Origin of the sequence: Actinomadura logoneensis (assembly GCF_003428695.1) — a bacterium.
In the GTDB taxonomy this organism is placed as follows: domain Bacteria; phylum Actinomycetota; class Actinomycetes; order Streptosporangiales; family Streptosporangiaceae; genus Spirillospora; species Spirillospora logoneensis.
In genome coordinates this window covers 1-21,847 of sequence record NZ_QURH01000259.1, presented here as the reverse complement: position 1 = coordinate 21,847, position 21,847 = coordinate 1, and the positions used below count along the sequence as shown (strand labels likewise).

The 21,847-nt window shown below is 71.7% G+C and carries 23 protein-coding genes; 14 read left to right on the top strand and 9 right to left on the bottom strand.

Translation table 11 applies throughout. The features are described from left to right. The first annotated feature begins 11 nt into the window (after positions 1-11). From DZF91_RS15450 to DZF91_RS15420, 7 genes are all read left to right on the top strand, one after another. Entirely contained in the window at positions 12-1,400 is a 1,389-nt protein-coding gene (locus tag DZF91_RS15450; RefSeq protein ID WP_235834312.1) for an ABC transporter ATP-binding protein, read from the top strand. Further along, positions 1,397-1,831 (top strand): S26 family signal peptidase, encoded by a 435-nt coding sequence (locus tag DZF91_RS15445; protein WP_117358168.1) that lies wholly within the window; start codon positions 1,397-1,399, stop codon positions 1,829-1,831. The genes DZF91_RS15450 and DZF91_RS15445 overlap by 4 nt, the downstream gene beginning before the upstream one ends. 31 nt (positions 1,832-1,862) lie before the next feature. Then, a complete protein-coding gene (locus tag DZF91_RS15440) occupies positions 1,863-2,393 on the top strand; it encodes a GNAT family N-acetyltransferase (RefSeq protein ID WP_117358167.1) in 531 nt (176 codons plus the stop codon). Between the two features lie 49 nt (positions 2,394-2,442). Beyond that, positions 2,443-4,023: an ATP-binding protein gene (locus tag DZF91_RS15435; protein ID WP_199486656.1), complete on the top strand. Its 1,581-nt coding sequence runs from the start codon at positions 2,443-2,445 to the stop codon at positions 4,021-4,023. 23 nt (positions 4,024-4,046) lie between these two features. Then, positions 4,047-4,574: an AAA family ATPase gene (locus DZF91_RS15430; protein WP_117358165.1), complete on the top strand. Its 528-nt coding sequence runs from the start codon at positions 4,047-4,049 to the stop codon at positions 4,572-4,574. Between the two features lie 73 nt (positions 4,575-4,647). Further along, entirely contained in the window at positions 4,648-5,418 is a 771-nt protein-coding gene (locus DZF91_RS15425) for a protein kinase family protein (RefSeq protein ID WP_158587953.1), read from the top strand. Positions 5,419-5,519: 101 nt separating this feature from the next. After that, the gene (locus tag DZF91_RS15420; RefSeq protein WP_117358163.1) at positions 5,520-6,482 is read left to right on the top strand and encodes an alpha/beta hydrolase; all 963 of its coding nucleotides are present in this window, start codon (positions 5,520-5,522) and stop codon (positions 6,480-6,482) included. 9 nt (positions 6,483-6,491) lie between these two features. Here the strand turns inward: DZF91_RS15420 and DZF91_RS15415 are convergent, their stop codons facing one another. After that, entirely contained in the window at positions 6,492-6,821 is a 330-nt protein-coding gene (locus tag DZF91_RS15415) for a hypothetical protein (RefSeq protein WP_117358162.1), read from the bottom strand. Beyond that, positions 6,812-7,207, bottom strand: coding sequence for a hypothetical protein (locus DZF91_RS15410; protein ID WP_117358161.1), 396 nt, complete (start codon positions 7,205-7,207; stop codon positions 6,812-6,814). The genes DZF91_RS15415 and DZF91_RS15410 overlap by 10 nt, the downstream gene beginning before the upstream one ends. A 189-nt stretch (positions 7,208-7,396) precedes the next feature. Here DZF91_RS15410 and DZF91_RS15405 point away from each other — a divergent pair, with 189 nt between their 5' ends. Then, on the top strand, positions 7,397-8,218 hold the full coding sequence (locus DZF91_RS15405) for a helix-turn-helix domain-containing protein (protein WP_117358160.1): 822 nt from the start codon (positions 7,397-7,399) through the stop codon (positions 8,216-8,218). After that, entirely contained in the window at positions 8,215-8,397 is a 183-nt protein-coding gene (locus tag DZF91_RS15400) for a DUF397 domain-containing protein (RefSeq protein ID WP_117358159.1), read from the top strand. The genes DZF91_RS15405 and DZF91_RS15400 overlap by 4 nt, the downstream gene beginning before the upstream one ends. Here DZF91_RS15400 and DZF91_RS15395 read toward each other — a convergent pair. Continuing rightward, positions 8,387-9,592, bottom strand: coding sequence for an MFS transporter (locus DZF91_RS15395; protein WP_117358158.1), 1,206 nt, complete (start codon positions 9,590-9,592; stop codon positions 8,387-8,389). The genes DZF91_RS15400 and DZF91_RS15395 overlap by 11 nt on opposite strands. Positions 9,593-9,693: 101 nt before the next feature. Further along, entirely contained in the window at positions 9,694-10,146 is a 453-nt protein-coding gene (locus DZF91_RS15390) for a carboxymuconolactone decarboxylase family protein (protein WP_199486655.1), read from the bottom strand. 81 nt (positions 10,147-10,227) lie between these two features. On the opposite strand from DZF91_RS15390, the gene pdxR reads away from it, so the two are divergent. Together pdxR and DZF91_RS42690 are read left to right on the top strand one after the other, a co-directional pair. Then, a complete protein-coding gene (pdxR, locus tag DZF91_RS15385; RefSeq protein ID WP_199486654.1) occupies positions 10,228-11,688 on the top strand; it encodes a MocR-like pyridoxine biosynthesis transcription factor PdxR in 1,461 nt (486 codons plus the stop codon). A gap of 71 nt (positions 11,689-11,759) precedes the next feature. After that, on the top strand, positions 11,760-12,053 hold the full coding sequence (locus DZF91_RS42690; RefSeq protein ID WP_268915945.1) for a nitrilase-related carbon-nitrogen hydrolase: 294 nt from the start codon (positions 11,760-11,762) through the stop codon (positions 12,051-12,053). Between the two features lie 104 nt (positions 12,054-12,157). On the opposite strand, the gene DZF91_RS15375 is transcribed toward DZF91_RS42690, so the two are convergent. Next, positions 12,158-12,574, bottom strand: coding sequence for an SRPBCC family protein (locus tag DZF91_RS15375; protein ID WP_117358156.1), 417 nt, complete (start codon positions 12,572-12,574; stop codon positions 12,158-12,160). Positions 12,575-12,990: 416 nt separating this feature from the next. Between DZF91_RS15375 and DZF91_RS15370 the strand changes: the two genes are divergently transcribed. Next, positions 12,991-13,266: a DUF6401 family natural product biosynthesis protein gene (locus tag DZF91_RS15370; RefSeq protein ID WP_117358155.1), complete on the top strand. Its 276-nt coding sequence runs from the start codon at positions 12,991-12,993 to the stop codon at positions 13,264-13,266. A 74-nt stretch (positions 13,267-13,340) separates the two neighbouring features. Then, positions 13,341-14,426, top strand: coding sequence for a histidinol-phosphate transaminase (gene hisC / locus DZF91_RS15365; RefSeq protein WP_117358154.1), 1,086 nt, complete (start codon positions 13,341-13,343; stop codon positions 14,424-14,426). A gap of 161 nt (positions 14,427-14,587) precedes the next feature. Here the strand turns inward: hisC and DZF91_RS15360 are convergent, their stop codons facing one another. Together DZF91_RS15360 and murA are read right to left on the bottom strand one after the other, a co-directional pair. Next, complete coding sequence (locus DZF91_RS15360) at positions 14,588-15,850, bottom strand: GTP cyclohydrolase IIa (RefSeq protein ID WP_158587954.1); 1,263 nt, start codon at positions 15,848-15,850, stop codon at positions 14,588-14,590. Between the two features lie 951 nt (positions 15,851-16,801). Next, the gene (murA, locus tag DZF91_RS15355; protein ID WP_117358175.1) at positions 16,802-18,088 is read right to left on the bottom strand and encodes a UDP-N-acetylglucosamine 1-carboxyvinyltransferase; all 1,287 of its coding nucleotides are present in this window, start codon (positions 18,086-18,088) and stop codon (positions 16,802-16,804) included. Positions 18,089-18,348: 260 nt separating this feature from the next. On the opposite strand from murA, the gene DZF91_RS15350 reads away from it, so the two are divergent. Beyond that, positions 18,349-19,386, top strand: a complete 1,038-nt coding sequence (locus tag DZF91_RS15350) for a suppressor of fused domain protein (protein WP_117358152.1) — start codon at positions 18,349-18,351, stop codon at positions 19,384-19,386. 107 nt (positions 19,387-19,493) lie between these two features. On the opposite strand, the gene DZF91_RS15345 is transcribed toward DZF91_RS15350, so the two are convergent. Further along, entirely contained in the window at positions 19,494-20,306 is an 813-nt protein-coding gene (locus DZF91_RS15345; protein ID WP_117358151.1) for an MOSC domain-containing protein, read from the bottom strand. 14 nt (positions 20,307-20,320) lie between these two features. Continuing rightward, complete coding sequence (gene purB, locus DZF91_RS15340) at positions 20,321-21,631, bottom strand: adenylosuccinate lyase (protein ID WP_117358150.1); 1,311 nt, start codon at positions 21,629-21,631, stop codon at positions 20,321-20,323. Between the last annotated feature and the right edge of the window lie 216 nt (positions 21,632-21,847).

Sequence of the window (21,847 nt, the reverse complement as noted above, 5' to 3'; positions counted from 1 at the left end):
TCCCCGAACTGGTGGACGGTCTCGGCGGCGTCCTCGGCGGCGTCCTGTCGCTGACCGGGTTCCTCGGCTCGCTGCTGGTGCTCAGTCCGGCGATGACGGGCGTGGTCCTCGCCGCCGCGCTGCCCGCGCTCGTCGCGGAGACCCTGCTGACCCGCCGCCGGACGGCCATGGAGTGGGACACCGAGCACCACCACCGGCGCGAGTATTTCTACGGCCAGCTTCTGACCGGCACGTCGCCCGCGACGGAGATCCGGCTGTTCGGCATCGGCGCGTTCCTGCGCGGCCGGATGATGGCCGAACGGCGCGCCGCCAACGCCGCCGAACGCGGCATGGACCTGCGGGAACTGCGCACCCAGGGCGGCCTCACCGCGCTCGGCGCGGCCGTCGCCGGAGCGGGCCTGTGGTGGGCGGCGAACGCGGCGCGGCACGGCACGCTCAGCGTCGGCGACATCGCGATGTTCCTCGCCGCCGTGGCCGGGGTGCAGTCCGCGCTCGGCGCGCTGACGGCCGCGATCTCCGGTGGCCAGGCCCGCCTGCTCGCGTTCACGCACTACGTCGCCGTCGTCCGCGCCCCGTCCGACCTGCCCCGCGCGGTCACCGGCGAAGCGCCTCCCCTGCGCCGCGGCATCGAGTTCCGCGACGTGTGGTTCCGGTACGGCGACGACCTGCCGTGGGTGCTGCGCGGCCTCGACCTGACGATCCCGCACGGCAGCGCCGTCGCGCTCGTCGGACTGAACGGCGCGGGCAAAAGCACCCTGGTCAAACTGCTGTGCCGGATGTACGACCCGGTGCGTGGCCAAATCCTGTGGGACGGCGAGGACATCCGCGACATCCCGCCGGAGAAGCTCCGCGACCGCATCAGCGCCGTCTTCCAGGACCACATGAACTACGAGATGTCCGCCCGCGACAACATCGCGGTCGGCGACCTCACCGCCCTGGACGACCCGTCCCGGCTGGAGCGCGCCGCTTCCCGCGCCGGCGTCCACGACCGCCTCGCCGCGCTCCCGAAGGGCTACGACACGCCCCTGACCAGGATGTTCGCCCTCGACGACGACGCCGCGTCCGGGGTCGTGCTGTCCGGCGGGCAGTGGCAGCGCCTCGCGCTCGCCCGCGCCCTCGTCCGCGAGGACCGCGACCTGATGATCCTGGACGAGCCCAGCTCCGGCCTCGACCCCGAAGCCGAACACGAGGTGCACGCGCTCATGCGCGAGCACCGGCGCGGCGGCACGTGCCTGCTCATCTCGCACCGGCTCAGCGCCGTCCGCGACGCCGACCGGGTGGTCGTGCTGGAGGACGGCCGCGTCGCCGAACAGGGCACGCACGACTCACTCCTGGAGGCGGACGGCGGCTACGCCCGCCTCTTCCGGCTCCAGGCCGACGGCTACGAGGTGACCTCATGACCCGGAGCACCCTGGCCCTCGGAACCCTCGCCGCGCTCACCGCGGTGGCGGCCTCGGCCGTCGCCGTCCGCCGGACGCTGATCCTCACCACCGTGGACGGCGACAGCATGGAACCGTCGCTGCGCTCGGGCGACCGCGTCCTGATCCGCCGGACCCGCCGCGTCCGCCGAGGTCAGATCACCCTGCTGCGTTCGGACCCGCACGACGTCCTGCTGCTCAAACGCGCCGTGGCCGTCCCGGGCGACCCCCTCGACGAGGAGTGGGCCGCCCCCGTGGGCGAGCGCGTGGCCGCCGCGACCGTCCCCCGGGGCACGATCGTCGTCCTCGGCGACAACCGGCCCACGAGCTGGGACTCCCGCCACTTCGGCCCCGTCCGCACGTCCCGCGTCCTGGGGGTCTACGTCACCCGCGTCCACGCCGCCGCCTCTTGATCAACTGCCTCGGCCTCCGGTAGCAAGGAGCATGATCCGAGGCGAGAAGACCGGGCTGCGCGCCCGCCACGCGGACGACGTGCCGGTGCTCCACGAGGAGCTGTACAACGACGTCGCGACCCGCTCCCGCGCCGACATCCGTCCGTGGGTCCCGCTCGGCGCGGAGCGGTCGCCGTTCGCCGTCCGCGAGGACGACCCCACCGCCGCCGACTTCTCCGTCGTGGACCTGGCGTCCGGCGGCCTCGCGGGCGCGGCCGTCCTGTGGGGCATCGACCTGCACAACCGCTCGGCCCACATCGGCATGACGCTCCTCCCGTCCGCGCGGGGCAAGGGCTTCTCGACCGACGTCGTCCGCACCCTCTGCCACTACGGCTTCGTCATCCGCGGCCTCAACCGCATCGCGTTGGAGACCCTCACCGACAACGTCGCCATGCGCACCGCCGCCGAACGCAACGGCTTCACCCACGAGGGCACTCTGCGGGGCTCCTTCTGGGCCAACGGCGAGTTCCACAACGACGAGCTCTACGGCCTCCTCGCGTCCGAGTGGCGCCCCCGTCCCTGAAGTCCCGAAGCGCCCACCGGCCCGGGGTGTGACCGGTAGCGTACGAAGAGTGAAGGAGTTCAACACCACAGGTCCGTGTATCCCGGGTGAGCACTACATGCTCGAACCGCTCGGCCGCTTGCCGGAAGCCCAGAGGTACGCCGAACAGGGCAAGTACTTCGTGATCCACGCTCCCCGGCAGTCGGGCAAGACGACCACCGTGACGCTGCTAACCCAGGCGCTCAACGCCACGGGGCGGTACGCCGCGGTGCGGTTCTCCTGCGAGACGATCAAGACGGTGGAGGACATCGGCGTTGCCGAAGAACGCCTTCTGACGGCCCTCGCGGACGCTGCCGAAGACTTCGGGGTTCCCGTCGAGTGTCGGCCTCCCGACCCCTGGCCTGCGTCGCCGCCCGGCCGCCTGATCTTCAGGGGGCTCAGGGCATGGGCCAAGCGCAGTCCGCTGCCTCTGGTGCTGCTCTTCGACGAAATCGACTCCTTGACCGGCTCCGTGCTCATCGAGGTGCTCGGCCAGCTACGCGACGGCGCCACGTCCTCCGTGACGCCTTTCCCGCATTCGGTGGTGCTCTGCGGGTTGCGGAACGTCCGTGACTACAAGGCGGCGGCGGGCGGGGACCCGTCCCGCCTGGGTACGGCCAGCCCGTTCAACATCAGCGTCGCGGCGCTTCGGGTAGGCGACTTCGGGTTCAACGAGGTCGCCAAGCTGTACGGCCAGCACACCGAGGCGACGGGGCAGGTCTTCGAGGCGCCCGCCGTCCAGCGGGCGTTCGAGGCGAGCCAGGGGCAGCCATGGCTGGTGAACGCCCTGGCCAGGGAGGTCATCGAGGTCATGGGCGTTCCCGCGTCCGACCCGATCACCGACGACCTGATGGACCAGGCGGTCGAAAGGCTCATCCGCCGGCGCGACACCCATCTGGACTCTCTGGTCTCGCGCGTGCACGAGCCCCGAGTGCAGCGCATGATCGAACCGATGATCACGGGTGGGGACGTCAAGGCCGATGACGACACCTACGACGACGACCTCGCGTACGTGCGGGACCTCGGCCTGGTCACCCGGTCGAGGCCGTTGCAGATCTCCAACCCGATCTACCAGGAGGTGATCATCCGGCTCCTGTCCCGGCGTCTCCAGGACGCTATCGACGCCGAGCCGCGAACCTTCCTCCTGCCGGACGGCCGCCTGGACACCGACAGGCTGCTCCGGGAGTTCCTCGCCTTCTGGAAGGTGAACGCGGGGATCCTGGACAACCGCCACACCTACCACGAGGCCGCCTGTCACCTCACTTTCATGGCGTTCCTGCAGCGTGTGGTGAACGGCGGCGGTTTCATCGACCGCGAGTACGCGCTCGGTCGCAAGCGTCTCGACCTCACCATCCGCAAGCCGTACATCGACGAGGACGGCTGCCGTGCGATGCAGTGGTCGGCGTATGAGCTCAAGGTCCGCACCGACAAGGGCGATCCCGTGCCGGACGGCCTGGAGCAGTTGGACGGCTACCTCGACAGCCTCGGCCTGGACACCGGAACGCTGCTCGTGTTCGACCGCCGCAAGAGTGCCCCGCCGGTCGCCGACCGCATCTCGGTCGAAGCCGTCGAGTCGCCCGCCGGACGCAAGGTCACGCTCGTCCGCGCCTGATCCCGGCGGGTTAGCCTGCCGGGATGGGGCGAGCGGTTCTTGTGGTGGTGAGCGGGCCGGCGGGCGTCGGCAAGACGACGCTGGCGCATGAGTTGGCGCGGGTGCTGGGGTGTCCGGCGGTGCTCCGCGACGAGATCAAGCAGGGCATGGTGCTCGCGGACGCGGAGTACCGGGCCGAGCCCGGCGACGCGATGACACGGCAGGCGACCGAGCTCTTCTTCGACGTCCTGCGGCGGATGCTCGAATCGGGATGCACGATCGTCGCCGAGGCCGCGTTCCAGGACAAGGTGTGGAACCCGCGCCTGACGGCCCTCCAAGAGCTGGCCGAGATCCGGATCATCCGATGCGGCGCACCGGAGCACGTCCGCAGGGAACGGGTCGCGCAGCGGTTGGAAGCGGACGGCCACCGCCGAGCCCACGCCGACGCGTCCCTGACGTATGACGGCACCTTCGTGCAGGTAGAGATGGACGTCCCCACCCTGGACGTCGACACCTCAGACGGCTACCGCCCGTCAATGGACGCCATCGCCGCCTTCGCGCGAGACCGGTAAGCCGCGCGGAACGTCCATCGATCAGCAAGGGGGATGGTCCGTGCGTCGCGAGTGGGGTGAGCTTCCTCGGGCCGTGCTGGACGCTGTGGAGGCGCGCACCGGTCCGGTCGTCGGCGTGCGTCCGGCGGTCGAGGGGAACCATGCCGACATCGCCTCGGCGGTCATCGGGCCGCGCGGGCGGCTGTTCCTCAAGGCGGCGCGCAGAATCTCCGCCGAGGTCGACGGCCCGGAGGTCAGGGCGCTGCGCTGGGAAGCGGCGATCAACCCGCACGTCACCGAGTTCGCTCCCCGGCTCCTGTTCCGGCAGGACGCCGGCGAGTGGCTCGCCCTTGGTTACGAGTACGTGGACGGCAGGCACGCCGACTTCGCGCCCGGCTCACCGGATCTGGAGATCCTCGCCGTCACCATTGAGGCCCTTCAGGCTCGCGCCGCCCCGGACGTCCTCGCCGCCAAGCAGGCGGGACGGCGGTGGGAGACCGTCATGGACGACGTCGCGCCGCTCGCGGGAACCGCGCTGCTGCACCTCGATCTCAACCCGGCCAACTTCCTGATCGGGCCGGGCAGGGTGGCGCTGGTGGACTGGTCCTTCGTCGCGCGTGGCGCCGCGTGGCTCGAACTCGCGCTGGTGGTGCCGTGGTTGCTGAAGGCCGGGCACTCGCCGGGCGAGGCGGACGGGTGGCTGTCGCGGTTCCCCGCCTGGAAGGCCGCCGATCCTCGGCATCTCACCGGGTTCGCAGAGGCGTTCGCGGCCAAGTGGAGACTCAACCTCGAGAACATCGCCGAGCCCTGGGCCGTGCGGCACGCCGACGCCGCCCGGCAGTGGGCCGAGTACCGGACGAGGTGAGTCCGCGCGCCGGGGCGCGTGAGGGCCGGGATGCGTCGGGTAGACCCGGGGGAGAGCAGCCCGGCGTGATCGGGCGGGTGTTGCGTTCGGAGGGGGCCGGTATGGGTGGGAAGCCCGCTTTCTATCGGGATCAGCGCGCCTGGCGTGAATTGCAGTGCTTCCTGCCGGAGCGGTTGCGCCTGACCGACGAGACCGCGCCCGAGGAGGACTTCTGGGACTGGCGCGGGCACCGCGTCCATCTCGACCGCTATCCCAAGCCTGACGCGAAGGCCAAGGTCGTCCTGCTGCACGGACTCGGCACGAACGGACGCCAGCTCTCGCTCATCCTCGGCGCGCCGCTGGCGCAGAGGGGCTACGAGACCGTCGCGCCGGACAACCTCGGCTTCGGCCTCACGCAGGTGGAGTCCGGCACCACCTTCTCCTATGACGACTGGGTTCGGCTCGTCGTGGACTTCCTGCTCCACGAGCGCGCCCGCGACGACCGGCCGATCATCCTGTACGGGCAGAGCGCGGGCGGGATGCTCACCTACCAGGTCGCCGCGAGGGCCCCGCGCGGGACGGTCGCGGGCATCGTCGGCATGGCCTTCCTCGACCAGCGTGACCGGCGGGTCCGGGACGAGACGGCGCACGACAGGCTGACCGCGCGTGTCGGTGCGCCGATCATCGAACGGCTGGCCCGGACGCCGCTCGCGGCCGTGAGGTATCCGATGAGCCTGGCGTCCAAGATGTCGGCGCTCGCCAACGACCCCCGCGCCATGAAGGTCTTCATGCGGGACCGGACGTCCGCCGCCAGTTGGGTCAGCCTTCGGTTCCTGGACGGCTACATGAACTACACGCCCGAGGTCGAGCCCGAGGACTTCGACGCGTGTCCCGTCCTGCTGACCCAGCCCGCCATGGACCGCTGGACGCCGCTCCACCTGAGCGAGCCCTTCGTGGCCCGCATCGCCAAGGTGCCGGTCGAAACGGTCATGCTCGACAATGCGGGCCACTATCCGATGGAAGAGCCGGGCCTGACCCAGATGCGGGAGGCCGTCGCCGACTTCGTCGCCAAGCACACGGCCTGACGTCCGCGTTCAGCGCTGCCGCTCGATGGCGTCGAGCCAGGGCCGCAGCAGCGCGTCGATCGTCCCGGCGGCGGACGCGGTGTCGGTGGCGTGGGCGATGTTCCGCCCGCCGGACGTGCGGAACCACCACCCGTCCACGTGCCGGACGGCCGTGACGGTCTCGCCGACCGAGGCCAGTTCCGGTGCCCGGACGCGCAGCATCGGCGGGAACTCGAACGTGCGCGGATCGGCCCGCCAGCCACGTTCGCGCAGGTCACGCCCGAGACGGCAGAGGAGGCGGCGGGCCCGCCAGGCGTCCAGGTCGGACGGCCGGACGAGCGGCCCGCCGCTCAGCCCCATCGGCCCAGCTCCGCCGCGATGGCACGCGCGGCTTCGAGCGCGTCGTCCGGCTCGCGGATGTCCTGCGCGTCCCCGAGCAGCACCCCGCCGCCCATCGCCCACGGGTCGCTGCGCGCGAGGACGACGTGGAACGGCTGGACGCCGGGGAGCGCCGGGACACCGCCGCGCGGCTGCGGCAGGTCGAGCGGCTGCGGGCCCGGATGCAGCCAGAACCGCCAGCGGCCGTCCGAGGAGCGCTCGCACGTCACGCTGACCGTCCGGCCCATCGTGTCCGGGTCCCAGCAGCGCAGGACGGTCGGCTTGAGGACGTTCTCGACGAGCCGCGCCCGCAGTCCGATGTCGTCGAGTCCGCCGGCGAGCGCGAGAAGCCTGGTCCTTTTCGCCAAACGGGCTATCTCAACCGGAGAATCGAGGCTACGGTCACAGATGCGAGTCGTGTCGTCACACATCGGCACCCTCCGAGGTCGGGGGAGTAGTTGGAACTGTGCGTGATCTCACCACTACTCTCCCGACACGGAGTGCCGGTCGGAAGAGTGTTCGCTGCCACGGGGTCGGTGTAGCAAAGGAGCCACGACATGCCCGACAAGCAGAGCGAATGCCACATCCTCAACCCGCACGAGAGCGCGTGGGCGGTCTACGCCCGCAGGCTCAAGCGGCTTCGCACCGAAGCCGGACACAGCCAGGCCGAGGTCGGCCGCGCCTGCATCGTCTCCGGAAAACTCATCTCGGCCATCGAGACCCTGCGCAGGCTCCCCGGCGAGGACGTCAGCCAGCGCCTCGACAAGTTCTACGGCGTCGACTTCTTCGAGGAGCAGTGCCACCAGATCAGCCGCGAGATGTACCTGCCTGCGCGCTTCGACCAGTACCTCGTGCAGGAAGAGCAGGCCGCGATCATCTACAACTTCCAGTACGGCTACATTCCCGGTCTTCTCCAGACCGAGGCGTATGCCAGGGCGCTCATGAGTCAGACGCCGCACACAGAGGATCGTGACGAGGCGGTGGCGACTCGCATGCGGCGGCAGGAACTGTTGGAGGGAGAGGAAGCGCCGCTCGTCGTAGCGCTGATCAAGGAGGCCGCCCTGCGCGAGCTGATCGGCGGTCGGGATGTCATGCAGGCGCAGTACGCCCATCTCATCGAGATGGGCAGAAGGCCCAACATCTCGATCGAAGCCATACCGAACGGCGCGGGTGTCTTCGTCTCAAGTGGATACACCCTGCTCAACTACGTCGAGGGGTCTCCCGTTGGCTGGACGGAGGCCGGCTTCGGCTTCGGGCACCTCGTCCAGGAATCTGTGATCCTTCACCGCATGCGCGTAGCGTTGGATCTCACTCGTGCTGCGGCAGGCTCCGCAGGCGAGACCGAGAGGCTGATCGGGACGCTCATGGAGGCTCTGTGAACCATCTCGTTCCCCAGTGGCGCAAGTCCACCTACTCATCTGGCGAGGGTGGCGAGTGCGTCGAGGTCGCTGCGTTGGCTCCGGAGGTCGGGCTTCGGGATTCCAAGGATCCGGACGGGCCGCATCTGCATGTGACGCGTCCGGTGTTCGCGGAGCTGCTGGCCCGGCTCAAGGCGTAGTCTTCGCGGCTTCTGGCCCGGCGGGCCGGGCGGTGAGCAGCAGGACGGCGAGGACGGTCAGTCCGCCGCCGATCCACAGGACGCTGCCCGTCCCGGCGTGGTCGACCGCGAGGCCGCCGAAGAGCGCGCCGAGGGCGATCGACAGGTTGAACATCGAGACGTACAGCGAGGACGCGGCCTCGGTGTCGTCCGGTGCGGCCTTGAGGATCCAGGTCTGGAACGTCACGGAGACGGCCCCGTAGCCGAGGCCCCACAGGACCAGGATCGCGGCGGCCGTGACGACGCCGACGCCGTTCAGCGTCAGCAGCAGCATCGCGGCGGGGATGACGACCGCGATGCCGAGGGCGGTCTGCCGCAGCCGCCTGCCGATGAGCGCCCCGGCGATGAAGTTGCCGCTGATCCCGGCGACGCCGAAGGCCAGCAGCAGTGCGCTGATCATCGAGTGCTCCACCCCGTCGTCCAGCAGCAGCGGCCGGACGAAGGTGTAGGCCGTGAAGTGGCCGGTCACGACCAGGAACGTCATCGCGATCCCGACGCGGACGGTGGCGTTCCCGCGCAGCACGCGCGGCAGGTCGCCGAACCGGATCGTCCGCTCGGGCGCGACGTTCGGCATCAGCGCGGCCATCAGGACCAGCGACAGCAGCCCCAGGCCGCCGACGACGGCGAACGCGACGCGCCAACCGGACAGGTCGCCGACCAGGGTTCCGAGCGGCACGCCGAGGACGGACGCGGTGTCCACACCGCCGAAGATCACGGCGGTGGCCATCGCGACCTGCCGTTCGGGGACCAGCCGCAGCGCGATGCCCCCGGCGAGGGACCAGAAGCCGCCGACGCTGATGCCGATGAGGAAGCGCGCGGCGAGCACGACGGCGAACTCGCTGGTGAACGCGGACGCCAGGTTCGCCGCGCCGACCATCCCGACCAGGACGGCGAGGACGATCCGCCGGTCGATCCGTCCGGTGGCGACGGTCACGAGCGGTGCGGAGAACGCGGCGACCAGGCCGGGGACGGTCACCATCAGGCCGGCGGTCCCCTCGGACACCTTCAGCGCGGAGCCGACCGGGGTGAGCAGCCCGACGGGGAGCAGTTCGGAGGTCATCAGGGCGAAGACGCCGATCGTCACGGCGACGACGGCGAGCCATCCCCTGACGGCCGAGCGTTCGGGGGACGTCGAGGACGGGGCAAGGGCGGTCATGCCGACTCTCCAGTTCGAATGCCTGTTCGAGTATAGGAAGGGGAACGGGCGGCGGCCGGGGCGTCCGGCCGCCGCCCGTGCGGGAGGCTGGGGCGGTCCGGCTAGACGGTGCCGGGGGTCTTGCGGGTGGTGACGTTCATCCGGTTCCAGGTGTTCACCGTGAAGATCAGCGCGATGAGCTGGGCCAGTCCCTTCTCACCGAACCGGGTCTCGGCCTCGGCGTACACCTCGTCCGGGACGCCCTGCGGGAGCAGCGTGACGGCCTCGGTGAGCGCCAGCGCGGCGCGCTCCTCGGCGGTGTAGAGGCTGGACTCGTGCCAGGCGCTGAGCTGGTAGATCCGCTCCTCGGTCTCGCCCGCCTTGCGCGCGTCGCCCGTGTGGTAGTCGATGCAGTACGCGCACTTGTTGAGCTGCGACGCCCGGATCTGGACGAGCTCGACGACGACCGGGTCGAGGCCGTCGCGGGCGGCGGCGTCCAGGGCGAGGACGGCCTTGAAGACCTTCGGCGCGACCTGGGAGAAGTTCATGCGTTCAGGGATCCGTACCGCTGTCATGCCGTCAATCTAGGTTCGCAACGCACCCCCCGAATGGTGCATTCTGGCGCGAGGATCTTGGGTCAATTCTCGGGGGGAGCCATGGCCGGCCGACGCCCGCCGACCGTCCCCTCCGATCAGGACGGGCGGCCGGGGACGGGCAGCGACCTGCATCTCGACCTCACCGGGACGGGCGGCCTGCGCGCCCGGCTGATGGAAGCGCTGCGCGAGGCGATCCGGTCCGGACGGCTCGCGCCCGGGAGTCGGCTGCCGCCCTACCGGACCCTCGCGGTGGACCTGGGCGTCTCGCGCAACACCGTCGCCGAGGCGTACGCCGAACTCGTCGAAGAGGGATGGCTGACGGCCAGGCAGGGCTCCGGGACGCGGGTCGCGCGCCGCGCGCAACCCCTGCCGCAGACCCGTCCGCCCGCGCCCAAGGGCCGCCTCCGGACCGTCCACGACCTCCAGCCCAGCTCGCCGGACGCCGCCGCGTTCCCGCGCGCCGACTGGACGGCCTCGGTGCGGCGGGCGCTCGCCGCCGCGCCGAACGAGGCGTTCGGCGTCGGCGATCCGCGCGGAAGGCGCGAACTGCGTGAGGCGCTCGTGGAGTACCTCGCCCGTGCCCGGGGTGTCCGGACGCGGGCCGACCGGATCGTCATCTGCTCGGGCTTCGCGCACGGCCTGGAACTGCTGTCCGCGATCCTGGACGGACCGGTCGCGGTGGAGGCGTACGGCCTGTCCTTCCACCGCTCCATCATCGAACACGCTGGTCACGGCACGATTCCGCTCGAAGTGGACGCCGGGGGAGCGCGCGTCCAGGACCTTCCGGCGACGGGCGCGGAGGCCGTGCTGCTCACCCCGGCGCACCAGTACCCGACCGGGGGCCCGCTGCGTCCCGAGCGGCGGGCGGCGGTCGTGGACTGGGCGCGGGCGACCGGCGGCCTGGTCATCGAGGACGACTACGACGGGGTGTTCCGGTACGACCGCGAGCCCGTCGGGGCCGTCCAGGGACTCGACCCCGACCACGTCGTCTACATGGGCTCGACCAGTAAGAGCCTGTCGCCCGCGCTGCGCGTCGGGTGGATGGTCCTGCCCGGCCGTCTCGCCGGCCGCGTGGCCGAGGCGAAGGGTGGCCGCGAACTGGTCACCGGCGTCGTGGACCAGCTCGCGTTCGCCGACCTCGTCGCGTCCGGCGCGTACGACCGGCACGTGCGCCGCATGCGCGGGATCTACCGCCGCCGCCGGGACCGCCTGATCGCCGTCCTCGCCCAACGCGCCCCACACGTCCAGGTCAGCGGGATCGCCGCCGGGCTGCACGCCGTCCTCGACCTCCCGCCCGGAACCGAAGCCGCGGCCCTCCGGGGCGCCCGCCGCCAGGGCCTGGCCCTGGACGGCCTCGGCGCGTACCGCCACCCCGCGAGCACCGCGCCCCCTCGCGACGGCCTGGTGATCGGCTACGGCACCCCGTCCGAGCACGCCTACGCCGCCGCGCTCGACGCCCTGTGCCTGGCCCTCCCCGGCCCGTCCGGCGCCGCCGAGGCCCCGCCCGCGCGCGGCCGGTAAGCGAGAACCGTCTGGTCCGCCGCGTCCGCCTGCCCATAATGATCTTGAACCCCGACGCGAGGGAGGCCGGAGTGCGGCAGGCGTTGAGCGTCGCGGTGGCGCAGCCGAGGTGCGTCGCCCACGACGTGGCGGCGGACGCGCGGGCCCATGCGGAGGCGGTCCGGGCGGCGGACGCGCGCGTCGTGGTCTTCCCGGAGATGTCGCTGAGCGGATACGAGCTGGACGCCGAGCCAGTCGCCCCCGACGACGAGCGCCTGGCCCCAATCATCGCCGCGTGCGCAGAGACGGGAACGCTCGCCCTGGTGGGCGCGCCCGTCCCCGGCCCCGCCCCGGACGACCTGGCCCGAGCCACCTTCACCGCGTAGTCCCGCCACGGCGGTTCCGAGCACGTCGGGAGCGGATGTTCTGGGCGCGCATCCGGTCCCCGCGCCCGTGAACGCTCATCGCAAGGCCGGGACCAGGACGAGTTTCAGGATTCGGCGAGGGCGACCAGGGCGGCGAGGACGTCGGGGAAGTCGGCGGTGATCTGCGGGCCGAGCGCGGGCCCGACCTCGTCGGCGAGCGGTCCGGTGATCTCGGTGCGGTAGGTGACGCGGGTGCGGCCGTCCGGCAGCGGCGTCAGGCGGTGGACGGTGGTGATGGTGAAGTCGCCGCAGTCCGCCTCGTCGGTGAACGACTCACCGGGCTCGATCGCGGCGATGCGCAGCGTCACCTTGTCGCCCTCGGGCGGCGTCATGACGATCCGGGTGCCGACCGCGAAGTGGCCGTCCATCTCGATCCGGACGATGTCCTCGTTCCAGCTCGGCCAGGACGCCACGTCGGTCCAGCGGCGCCACAGCCTCTCGCGCGGCGCGGACGTCTCGACCGAGTGCTCGTACTCCCACATGGCGATCCCTCTCGTTTAGTCTCTGCGTAGATTATCTGCCCGAGGAGTACCTTCGCGCAAGTGCCTCGGCCATCTCCGTCGTCCGCGCCCGGCGTCCTCCCGTCCTCCCCGCCCCAGGTACGACCAGCCCCGTTCGCGAGGCGTCCTATCTCACAACCTGCCAGGCCGGGAACGCGGGCCTCTCCGCGCGTCGAAGCCGCCTTCTCTTCTCCGGAAGGAGGCCCTTCGGCGCCGCCTGATCGCATTTCTTTACTGAGCTGCCCGAACGCCCCTCCGCCCCTTGCGGGCAAGGGTTCAGGGAGCATCGCAGGGGTGCTCAGGCATGGGATGGCCGAGAAGTTTTACCTGGTCGAAAGGCGGTTATGTGACGCGAGCATTGCCGCTCGATTGCTAGCTTCGGATGAATGGATGGGGAAGTGTTCGAGGAGCTCGGCCTGCTCGTCCGCGACATCGGGGACGCGGGCGTCGAGCGCATGTCGGAGACGCCGGGACTCGCGGCGGCCGTGGACCAGCACGTCGCCGAGGTGCGCGGCCTGGTGCCGGACCGGTCGCAGCCCGCGCTCATGGACTACCTGTCGGGCTTCGCCGAGGACGCCTTCCGGCGCGGCTGGTGGCCGGGGGACACGCGGGACTGGGAGTTCGTCCGCATCGTGGCCGTTTGTTGGATGATGCGGGATGCGGCCGTTTCGTAGGTTCTCGCTCTTCGGGTGCGGCCGGGGACTCCATAAGCTGGGGCTCGACGCGCTCCGTTCTGAGGGAGGAACCGGTGTCCGAGGGAACCACCCCCCGTTTTCGCTCTGTCCTTGACCACTTCGTGGCGTACAAGCCGGGGAAGGCCGTGGTGTCCCCGGAGGGCCGTTCCTTCAAGCTTTCCTCGAACGAGTCGCCGCAGGGGCCGCTGCCGTCCGTGCAGAAGGCCATCGAGGAGGCGGCCCGTAACGTCAACCGCTACCCGGACAACAACGCCACCGCGCTCGTCGAGGCGATCGCAACGCGGTTCGGCGTGACGGCCGAGCACATCGCGGTCGGCTGCGGCTCGGTCGGCGTCTCGCAGATGCTGCTGGAGGCCGTCGCCGAGCCGGGCGTCGAAGTCGTCTACGCGTGGCGCTCGTTCGAGGCGTACCCGCTGCTCGTGGGCCTGTCCGGCGCGACGGGCGTTCAGGTCCCGCTGGTGGACGAGACGCACGACCTGGACGCCATGGCCGACGCCATCACCGACCGCACGCGGCTGGTCTTCGTCTGCAACCCGAACAACCCGACCGGCACCGCCGTCCGCCGCGACGAACTGCTGCGCTTCCTCGACCGGGTGCCGCCGCACGTCCTGGTCGTCCTGGACGAGGCGTACCGCGAGTACGTCCGCGACGTGGACGTCCCCGACGGCATGGAGCTCTTCCGCGAACTCGACCGCCCCAACATCGCGGTGCTGCGCACCTTCTCCAAGGCGTACGGCCTCGCCGGCCTGCGCATCGGCTTCCTGGTCGCGCACCCGGCCGTCGCGACGGCGATCCGCAAGACCTACCTGCCGTTCAGCGTGAACTCCATCGCGCAGACCGCCGGTGTCGCGTCGCTCGCCGCCACCGGCGAACTCCTCGCGCGCGTGGACGAGACCGTCAAGGAGCGCCACCGCGTCCGCGACACCCTCGTCGCCGACGGCTGGACGATCCCGCCCACCGAGGCGAACTTCGTCTGGCTCCGCCTGGGCGAGCGCACCATGGACTTCTCCGCCGCCTGCGACGCCGCGGGCGTCAGCGTCCGGCCGTTCGCGGGCGAGGGCGCCCGGGTCTCCATCGGCTCCCCGGAGGAGAACGACGCCTTCCTCGCCGTGGCCCACACCTACCCCCACCGCAACTGACCCCGACGCAACCCCGCAGGGCCGCCCCCGGGCCGGCCCTGCCCCGATCGTTCGATGCGGCCGACGGTGTGCGGCCCACGCGGTGCGGCCCGCGTGGTCCCGCGCGGTGAGTCCTGCCCGGTGTGCGGCCCGCCGCGTCGGTGGGCCGCACACGTTCCGGGTCAGGTGCCGGTCTTGGGGCCCAGTTTCTCCACGATGAGGCGGTAGAGCTGGCGCGGGCGTCCCGGCTGCGGGGTGCGGTTCGGGGGCAGCGGCCAGGCGAGGCCCTCCTCGACCAGCGTGCGCAGCAGGCGGCGCGCCGTCCGGGGGGTGACGCCGAGCATCTTGCCCGCGTTCTCCGCGTCCACGATGAGCGGCTGCTCCTGGTCGCCGAGCTTGTCGGCCAGCCGCGCCAGGATCTCCAGGCCCTTCGGCTTGGCCTGGGGCTGCGAGCGCGGCGGAGTGCGCGGCGCGGGGACGAGCGCGCGGCCGTCCCGGTCCAGGGTGAAGCCCTGGGTGCGCTGCGAGCTCTGCGAGCGCGCGAGCGCGGCGCGGGCGTGGTTCTCCGCCTCGTGGGCGGTGCGTCCCATGCCGATGCCGACCTCGATCGCCAGGCCCAGCTCCTCGCGCACCCGCTCCACGAACGGCGGCGTCCGGAACCCCTCGGTGGACGCGGTGACCGAGCCCCGCGTCGCGATGACCAGGTAGGAGTGGTCGTCCAGCGGCCACACCGACGCGTTCATCCGGTGCGCCTCCTGGAGCAGGACGCGGTGCAGGGCGAGCTTCAGCTCGTCCCGCCAGTAGCGCGGGGTGACCCTGCGCGGCGTCTCCCGCAGCGTCGGGACGTCCACCAGGACGACCACGAGCTGCGACTCCTCCAGCCGGTGGTGCGCGCCGAGCAGCGCCGCGGTCTGCAGCGAGCTGCGGATCGCCGCGCCCGTCGGGCGCACCCGCAGCGTCGGCACGCCGGCCAGCTCCAGCCGCTCGGCCGTCGCGTGCACGCAGGTCATCGCGACCGTCGTCGCGCCGCGCCGCCACAGCCGCTCGTGGAAGGCGGCCAGGGTCCCCGGACCGGCGGCCTCCTCCCGCAGATGGACCTGGTCGGTGGCCAGGCTGATCTCCGCGTACGCCTCCTCGACCTCCGCGCGCCCGAGCACGTCGATGCTCACCCGCGCGGGGTCGAAGCGCTCGTCCAGCGAGGCGCGCAGCAGCGCCCCCTGGAGCGCCGCGCCGTTCAGCGGGACGTAGGTGGCCGGCATGGTGAGCACGCCCGCCTTGCGGGCGAAGTCGTACGGCACCGGGCTGGCGAACAGACACACGTCCACCCCAGACCCGAGCCGGACGACCTTGTCGGCCGCCTCCTGTTCGTCCCGGTAGGCCGCGGCCACCAGCCGGCTCGGCACCGGCGTGGGGCCGTGGCCCATCAGCATGACCCGCTCGACCAGGTCATGCGGTCCCACGACACCGATAGTGAGGTCGGGTGCCACCGACCCTGTCCGCGCGGCCGTCATCGGCCGCTCGCTTCCCGTCCAAGCTTTCGACGGGGGCCCTGTCCCGGCCATGCGTTCGCGCACGCTCCGCCCAACGGTTGACTCATGGCTTGTCGCCCCTGCCTTCTGACCCAGCACCGCAGTTCCCGTGCGATTCGTTCCTCAGTGGGCAGATCGGGTCAGGGCGACGCAGCGTGACGCCCAGACGCGAAATCGAATCAAGAGTGCGGCGAAAAAGTAACCTACGCGACCCCCTGGTCAGTAACTTGTCACCATACGGCCAGTCTTGATCCAGCATCTTCGGATGTCCGAAGTAGAAAAACAAGACCCGAAAAGCCCGCAAGGGGCCTCCCCAGAAGGTCTCGCGTACTGAGGAGACCCCTGCGGCGTCCGTTTGGTTTACCTGCGCGCCGAAATCCGGTCGACTCGGCGTCCCCCACCTCTGGAAAGTCACCCGTGGGGCCCCGCGACGCCCGGCCAGGACGGGTCCTCGTCAATTTCCCACGGCGCGGCCGAAAGTGGCCGCGGCTGTCAGGGGACCGAGTCAGGACGGCCGTCCCGACCGTCACGGCCCCGCGCGTTCCCCGCCCGATCGTCACGGAATGCAGCGCCCGTGATCATCCGACTGCGGCACGTGAGGAATGCGGCCCGCGGACGCCGCGCCGCGACCGAGTGGACGACACCAGATGATCACCAGGTGCCCGGTACCGGCGTCCTGCGCGACGAAATGCCGTGACCAGCGAAAATGTGCGAAATGCGAAGGCCGCGTCGCAGCAGGTGCGACGCGGCCTCAGGCCCGTGAAAGGGCTGATGAGTCCGGTCACCCCGAGGGGTTCGGTGGACTCGCGGCCCGGAGGACCGGTGGACGCCCGGTCCCGGACGGCCGGTGGTGGCCTCGGGGAGAGGTCAGACGGTCTCGCGGGTGATGTCGGCGCCGAGCTGCGACAGGCGCTCGGCGGTGTGCGCGTGCCCGCGGTCGAGGTAGTACGCCGAGGTGATGGTGGTCTCGCCCTCGGCGGCCAGGCCCGCGAGGACGAGCGCGGAGCCGCAGCGCAGGTCGTGCGCCTCGACCTCGGCGCCGCGCAGCGGGGTCGCGCCGTTCACCTTGGCGCGGTTGCCGTCCACCTCGATGCTCGCGCCCATCTTGGTGAGCTCGTCGGCCAGCTTGAAGCGGCCGTCGAAGATGCGCTCGTAGATGTAGGACGGGCCGTCCGCCAGGCAGGACAGCGCCATGATCGGCGACTGCAGGTCGGTGGCGAAGCCCGGGTACTCGTCGGTGATGACGTTGATCGGCCGCAGCGGCCGGTCGCGCCGGACCTGCAGGACCGCGCCCTCCTGGTGGAACTCGACGCCCATCTGCTCCAGCTTGTCGGCGGCGACGCCCAGGTGCTCCAGGTTCGCGCCGACCAGCGACAGCTCGCCGCCGGTGATCGCGGCGGCCATCACGAAGACGCCCGCGTCGATCCGGTCCGGCATGACGATGTGCTCGACCGCGGTCAGGCTCTTGACGCCCTCGACGGTGATGAAGCCGGTGCCGCCGCCGCTGATCTTCGCGCCCATCGCGCGCAGGATCTCGATGTTGTCCAGCACCTCGGGCTCCAGCGCCGCGTTCTTGATCAGCGTGGTGCCCTCGGCCAGCGCCGCGGCCATGATCAGGTTCTCGGTGCCGGTGTGCGACGGGGTGTCGCAGTACAGCGTCGCGCCGCGCAGGTTGCCGGCCTTGATGTGGATGACGCCGTCGCCGTTGTCGCCGACCTGCTCGGTGACCGTCGCGCCCATCCGCTTGAAGCCGTTGTAGTGGAAGTCGAGGTTGCGGCTGCCCAGGTTGCACCCGCCCACGCCCTCGATCACGGCCTCGCCGAGCCGGTGCAGCAGCGCCGGGACGAACAGGAACGAGCCGCGGAACCGGGACGCGATCTCGGCCGGGAGCACCGGGTTGTCCAGCGTGGACGCGTCGATCACCAGCGTCCGCTCGGCCTCGTGCAGCTCGGCCTTGGCGCCGATGGCCCGGGCCAGCTCCACGGCGCGGCGTACGTCCTCGATGATCGGGACGTTGCGCAGCACCGTGCGGCCCTCGCCGGCCATCAGCGAGGCGCCGATCATCGGCAGGACGGCGTTCTTCGCGCCCTGGACGAAGACGGTGCCCTGCAACCGCCGACCGCCGCGCACGCGGTAGCGGACCTCGTGGCCCATGCTCATGCCGTCTGACTCCTCACTACGGGATTTCGGTGCCTGGCCGGACGCGGAGACGGAGGACCCGTTCCCGTCCGGTCGCCGTCGGGGCGAGCGGGACACGAGGTCTGGGGGAGGTCGTGCCCCCTCGTGGACGCAGCCCCAGTAAACCACCGAGGCGGGTGTGTCGCGTCCGCCTCGCCGCCCGGCGCCGCCGACTGATCATTGAGACCCCTGATCATGGCCCGGAGTTCGCACGGATCTGCGTAAAGTGATCATTCATGGACGAGAGCCCCGGCTGGACCGCCATCGACCGCGCCCTGGGAACCCTCTACGGGGACCTCGCGCCGCGGCACTTCGCAACGGTCCTCCCCTTCCGCCTGGGCGGCCCCGACCCGCTGGACGGCGTGAGCGCCTACCCCCGCGACGACCACTGGCACTACGTCTCCTACGGCATGTCCGAGCTGTACGAGAAGGAGTCGGAGAACCTCGACGAGTCGGGCTGGGGCTTCGAGTTCACGTTCCGGCTCGCCCGTCCGGACGGCGAGGACGAACCGCCGGTCTGGCCCGTCAACCTGATGCAGAACCTCGCCCGGTACGTCTACTCGTCCGGCAACTGGTTCGCGCCCGGCCACCACATGGACGCCAACGGCCCGATCGCGGCCGACCGCGCCGACTGCACGCTCAGCGCGCTGCTCTTCGCCGAGGACCCGGAGCTCGGGACGGTCGGCACCCCCCACGGCCGCGTCCAGTTCCTGCAGATCGTGGGCCTGACGCCGGACGAGTACGAGGTGACCCTCAAGTGGGACTCGGCCGCCCTCACCGGGCTGCTCGCGTCCCGGCTGCCGCTGCTGGTGTCCGACATCACCCGGCCCTCGCTGCTCACCGACCCGGAGATCGCCGCGGCCGTCCGCGCCGGGATCGAGGCGGACGGGTCGACCAGCGGCGCGCTGTTCGTGCCCGAGATCGGCTGGACGCGCGAGGGCGACGGGATCCGGCTGCGGATCGGCGCGCTCCAGGCCGCGGGCGTCGCCGAGACCCTGCCCGGACGCCTCGCCCACGGCCGCGAGCTGCTGCTCCAGAGCGACGACGCGATGGTCCTGCTCGTCCCGGCGGACGGCGGGGGCCTCACGGTACGAGAACACCAGGGCGGCGTCGAGATCGGCGTACCGGTGGCGGCGCTGGACGGGCTGGTCGGGGCGCTGCGGCCGGAGGCGGGCGTCCGCGCCGTCCCCGGCCTGCCGGGACTGGTGCTCGAGGTCGTCCGGACGGTGATCCGCGACCGCGACGGCGAACCCACCGGCCAGACCGTCGGCTGAACACGGCCCGCCGCACACCGTGGGCTGAAGACGGTCGGCTGAAGTCGGTCCGCTGATCACTGCCGGAGACCCTGAGCCCGGTCGCCCGGCCGACGGTGACCCGGGGCTCAGGCGCGTTCGAGGATCTCGACGGGGTCGCCGGTGCGGAGCGTTCCGAGCTCGCGCGGGACGGCGTTCTGGCCGAACACCAGGCCCCCGTCCCGCTTGCGGTAGGTCGCCAGCGTGCGCAGCGGCTCGTGGGTGCGGGCGGCGGTCCGCTGGTCCGTCGTGGTGATCACGCACCGGGCGCACGGCTTGACGAGCTCCACGACCGTCTCGCCGACGCGCAGCAGCCGAACGCCGTCCTCGCCGTACGGGCCGAGCCCGGTCAGGACGAGGCTCGGCCGGAACCGGTCCATCGGCAGCGGCTCGTCCAGCCGGGTGTTGAGGTCGGCGAGCGATTCGGCCGAGATGACCAGCAGCGGATAGCCGTCCGCGAACGCCACCTCGCCGCCGCCCCGGCCCGTCGGCCGCCGCCCGGTGAAGCGCACCAGGCGGCACCCGGCGAACGGCCCGCCCCGCTCCGGACCCGAGGACGCCAGGTACCGGGTGAACCACTCGGCGGCGGCGTCCCCCTGGTCCACGCCCTGGCAGGGCTTGCGGTGGACGGTCACGTCCACGGGCTCCCCGGCGGCGGACGCCTTCAGCTCCAGCGGCTCCATGCCCGGCGCGGACACCGTCAGCACCTCGCCGTCGAACGACGGGCGCAGCAGCGCCATCCGCGGGTGCTCGCGCTGCGACAGATGCCGCCCTTCCGGGGTGACCAGCATGAACTCGCGGTCGTGCCGGAGCCCCGTAGGGGTCAGCTCCGCGTGGGAGAGGGCCGTGCCGCCCGCGCTCTTGAGGGGGTAGACGTGGAGTTCGGCCAGCACGGCTTCCATACGCGGCTCCTTCGTTACTTCAGGGCTTCCAGTCGCTCGAACATCGGGGCCAGGCGCGCCACGAACCGCTCGGGGCGGCACACCTCGTCGAGCCGTCCCTCGTCCAGCGTGAGCCCCGCCTCGGCGGCGTGCGCGCGCAGCGTCTCCCGGAACGGGACGCCGGTCTGCCACGTCTCCATCGCGGCCTTCTGGACGAGCGGGTACGCCTCGTCGTCCCGGGACATGCCCGCCTCGACGAGTTCCAACAGCACCGTCGAGGTGTAGATGAGGCCGCCGGTCGAGTCGAGGTTGGCGCGCATCCGGTCGGCGTCCACCACGAGCCCGGACATCAGCCGGTTGGTGAGGTTCAGCATGTAGTCGAGCGCGGTCGCCGCGTCCGGCAGCGCGATCCGCTCGGTGGACGAGTGCGAGATGTCGCGCTCGTGCCAGAGCGGGATGCCCTCCATCACCGGCACGACCTGCGCGCGGACGATCCGCGCCATGCCCGCCAGCCGCTCCGACATGATCGGGTTCTTCTTGTGGGGCATGGCCGAGGAGCCCTTCTGCCCCTTGCCGAACGGCTCCCACAGCTCGCGGACCTCGGTGCGCTGCCCGTGCCGGACCTCCAGCGCGATCGCCTCCAGGACGGTCGCCATGATGGCCAGCGCGGACGTCCACTCGGAGATGCCGTCCCGGATCACGACCTGCGTCGACACGTCGGCGGGCCGCAGCCCCAGCTTCTCGGCGACGGCGCGCTCGATCGCCGGGTCGATGTTGGAGTAGGTGCCGACCGCGCCGGAGATCGCCATCACGCCGACCGCCTCGCGGGCCCGGCGCAGCCGGTCGCGGGACCGGGCCGCCGCGAACGCGAAGTCCGCGACGCGGTGCCCCCACACGTCCGGCTCGCCGTGGATGCCGTGCGTGCGGCCGACGCGCAGGGTGTCCCGGTGCGCCAGGGCGTGGTCGCGCAGCGTCGCGACGAGCGTGTCGGCCTTGGCGAGCAGGATGTCGGTGGCCTCGACGAGCTGGAGCGCGAGCGCGGTGTCCAGCAGGTCGGACGAGGTCATGCCGAAGTGGACGTACCGGGCCGCCTCGCGCGGCTCGGTGTTGTCGGCCCACGCGGACAGGAAGGCGATCACGTCGTGCTGGGTGACCGCCTCGATCGCGTGCACGGCGTCGGGCGTCGGCGGCGCGGCCTTGCGGATCGGCTCCACCACCTCCGCCGGGATCGTCCCGGCCTCGGCGTGCGCCTCGACCACGAGGGTCTCGACCCTGCACCAGAGCTCGTACTTGTGCGCGTCGCTCCAGACGCGCCCCATCTCGGGGAGGGTGTAGCGTTCGATCACCCTGCCATTCTGGCAGCTCGCCGCCCGTGCCCCGGGCCGGGGACCCGCCGCCGCGCCCGGCCCGGCGCCCCTGGGACGCCCGTTCCGACGTCCGTCCGCCGTTCGGTGAGAGCCCGTCCGGTGCCCGCCTCGGGCCCGCTCAGGGCCCGCTCAGCGCGCTTCGGCGGGCGCGCTCCGGCGCTCGCGGGCCGCGTGCTCGGCGAGCTGGGCCGCCGC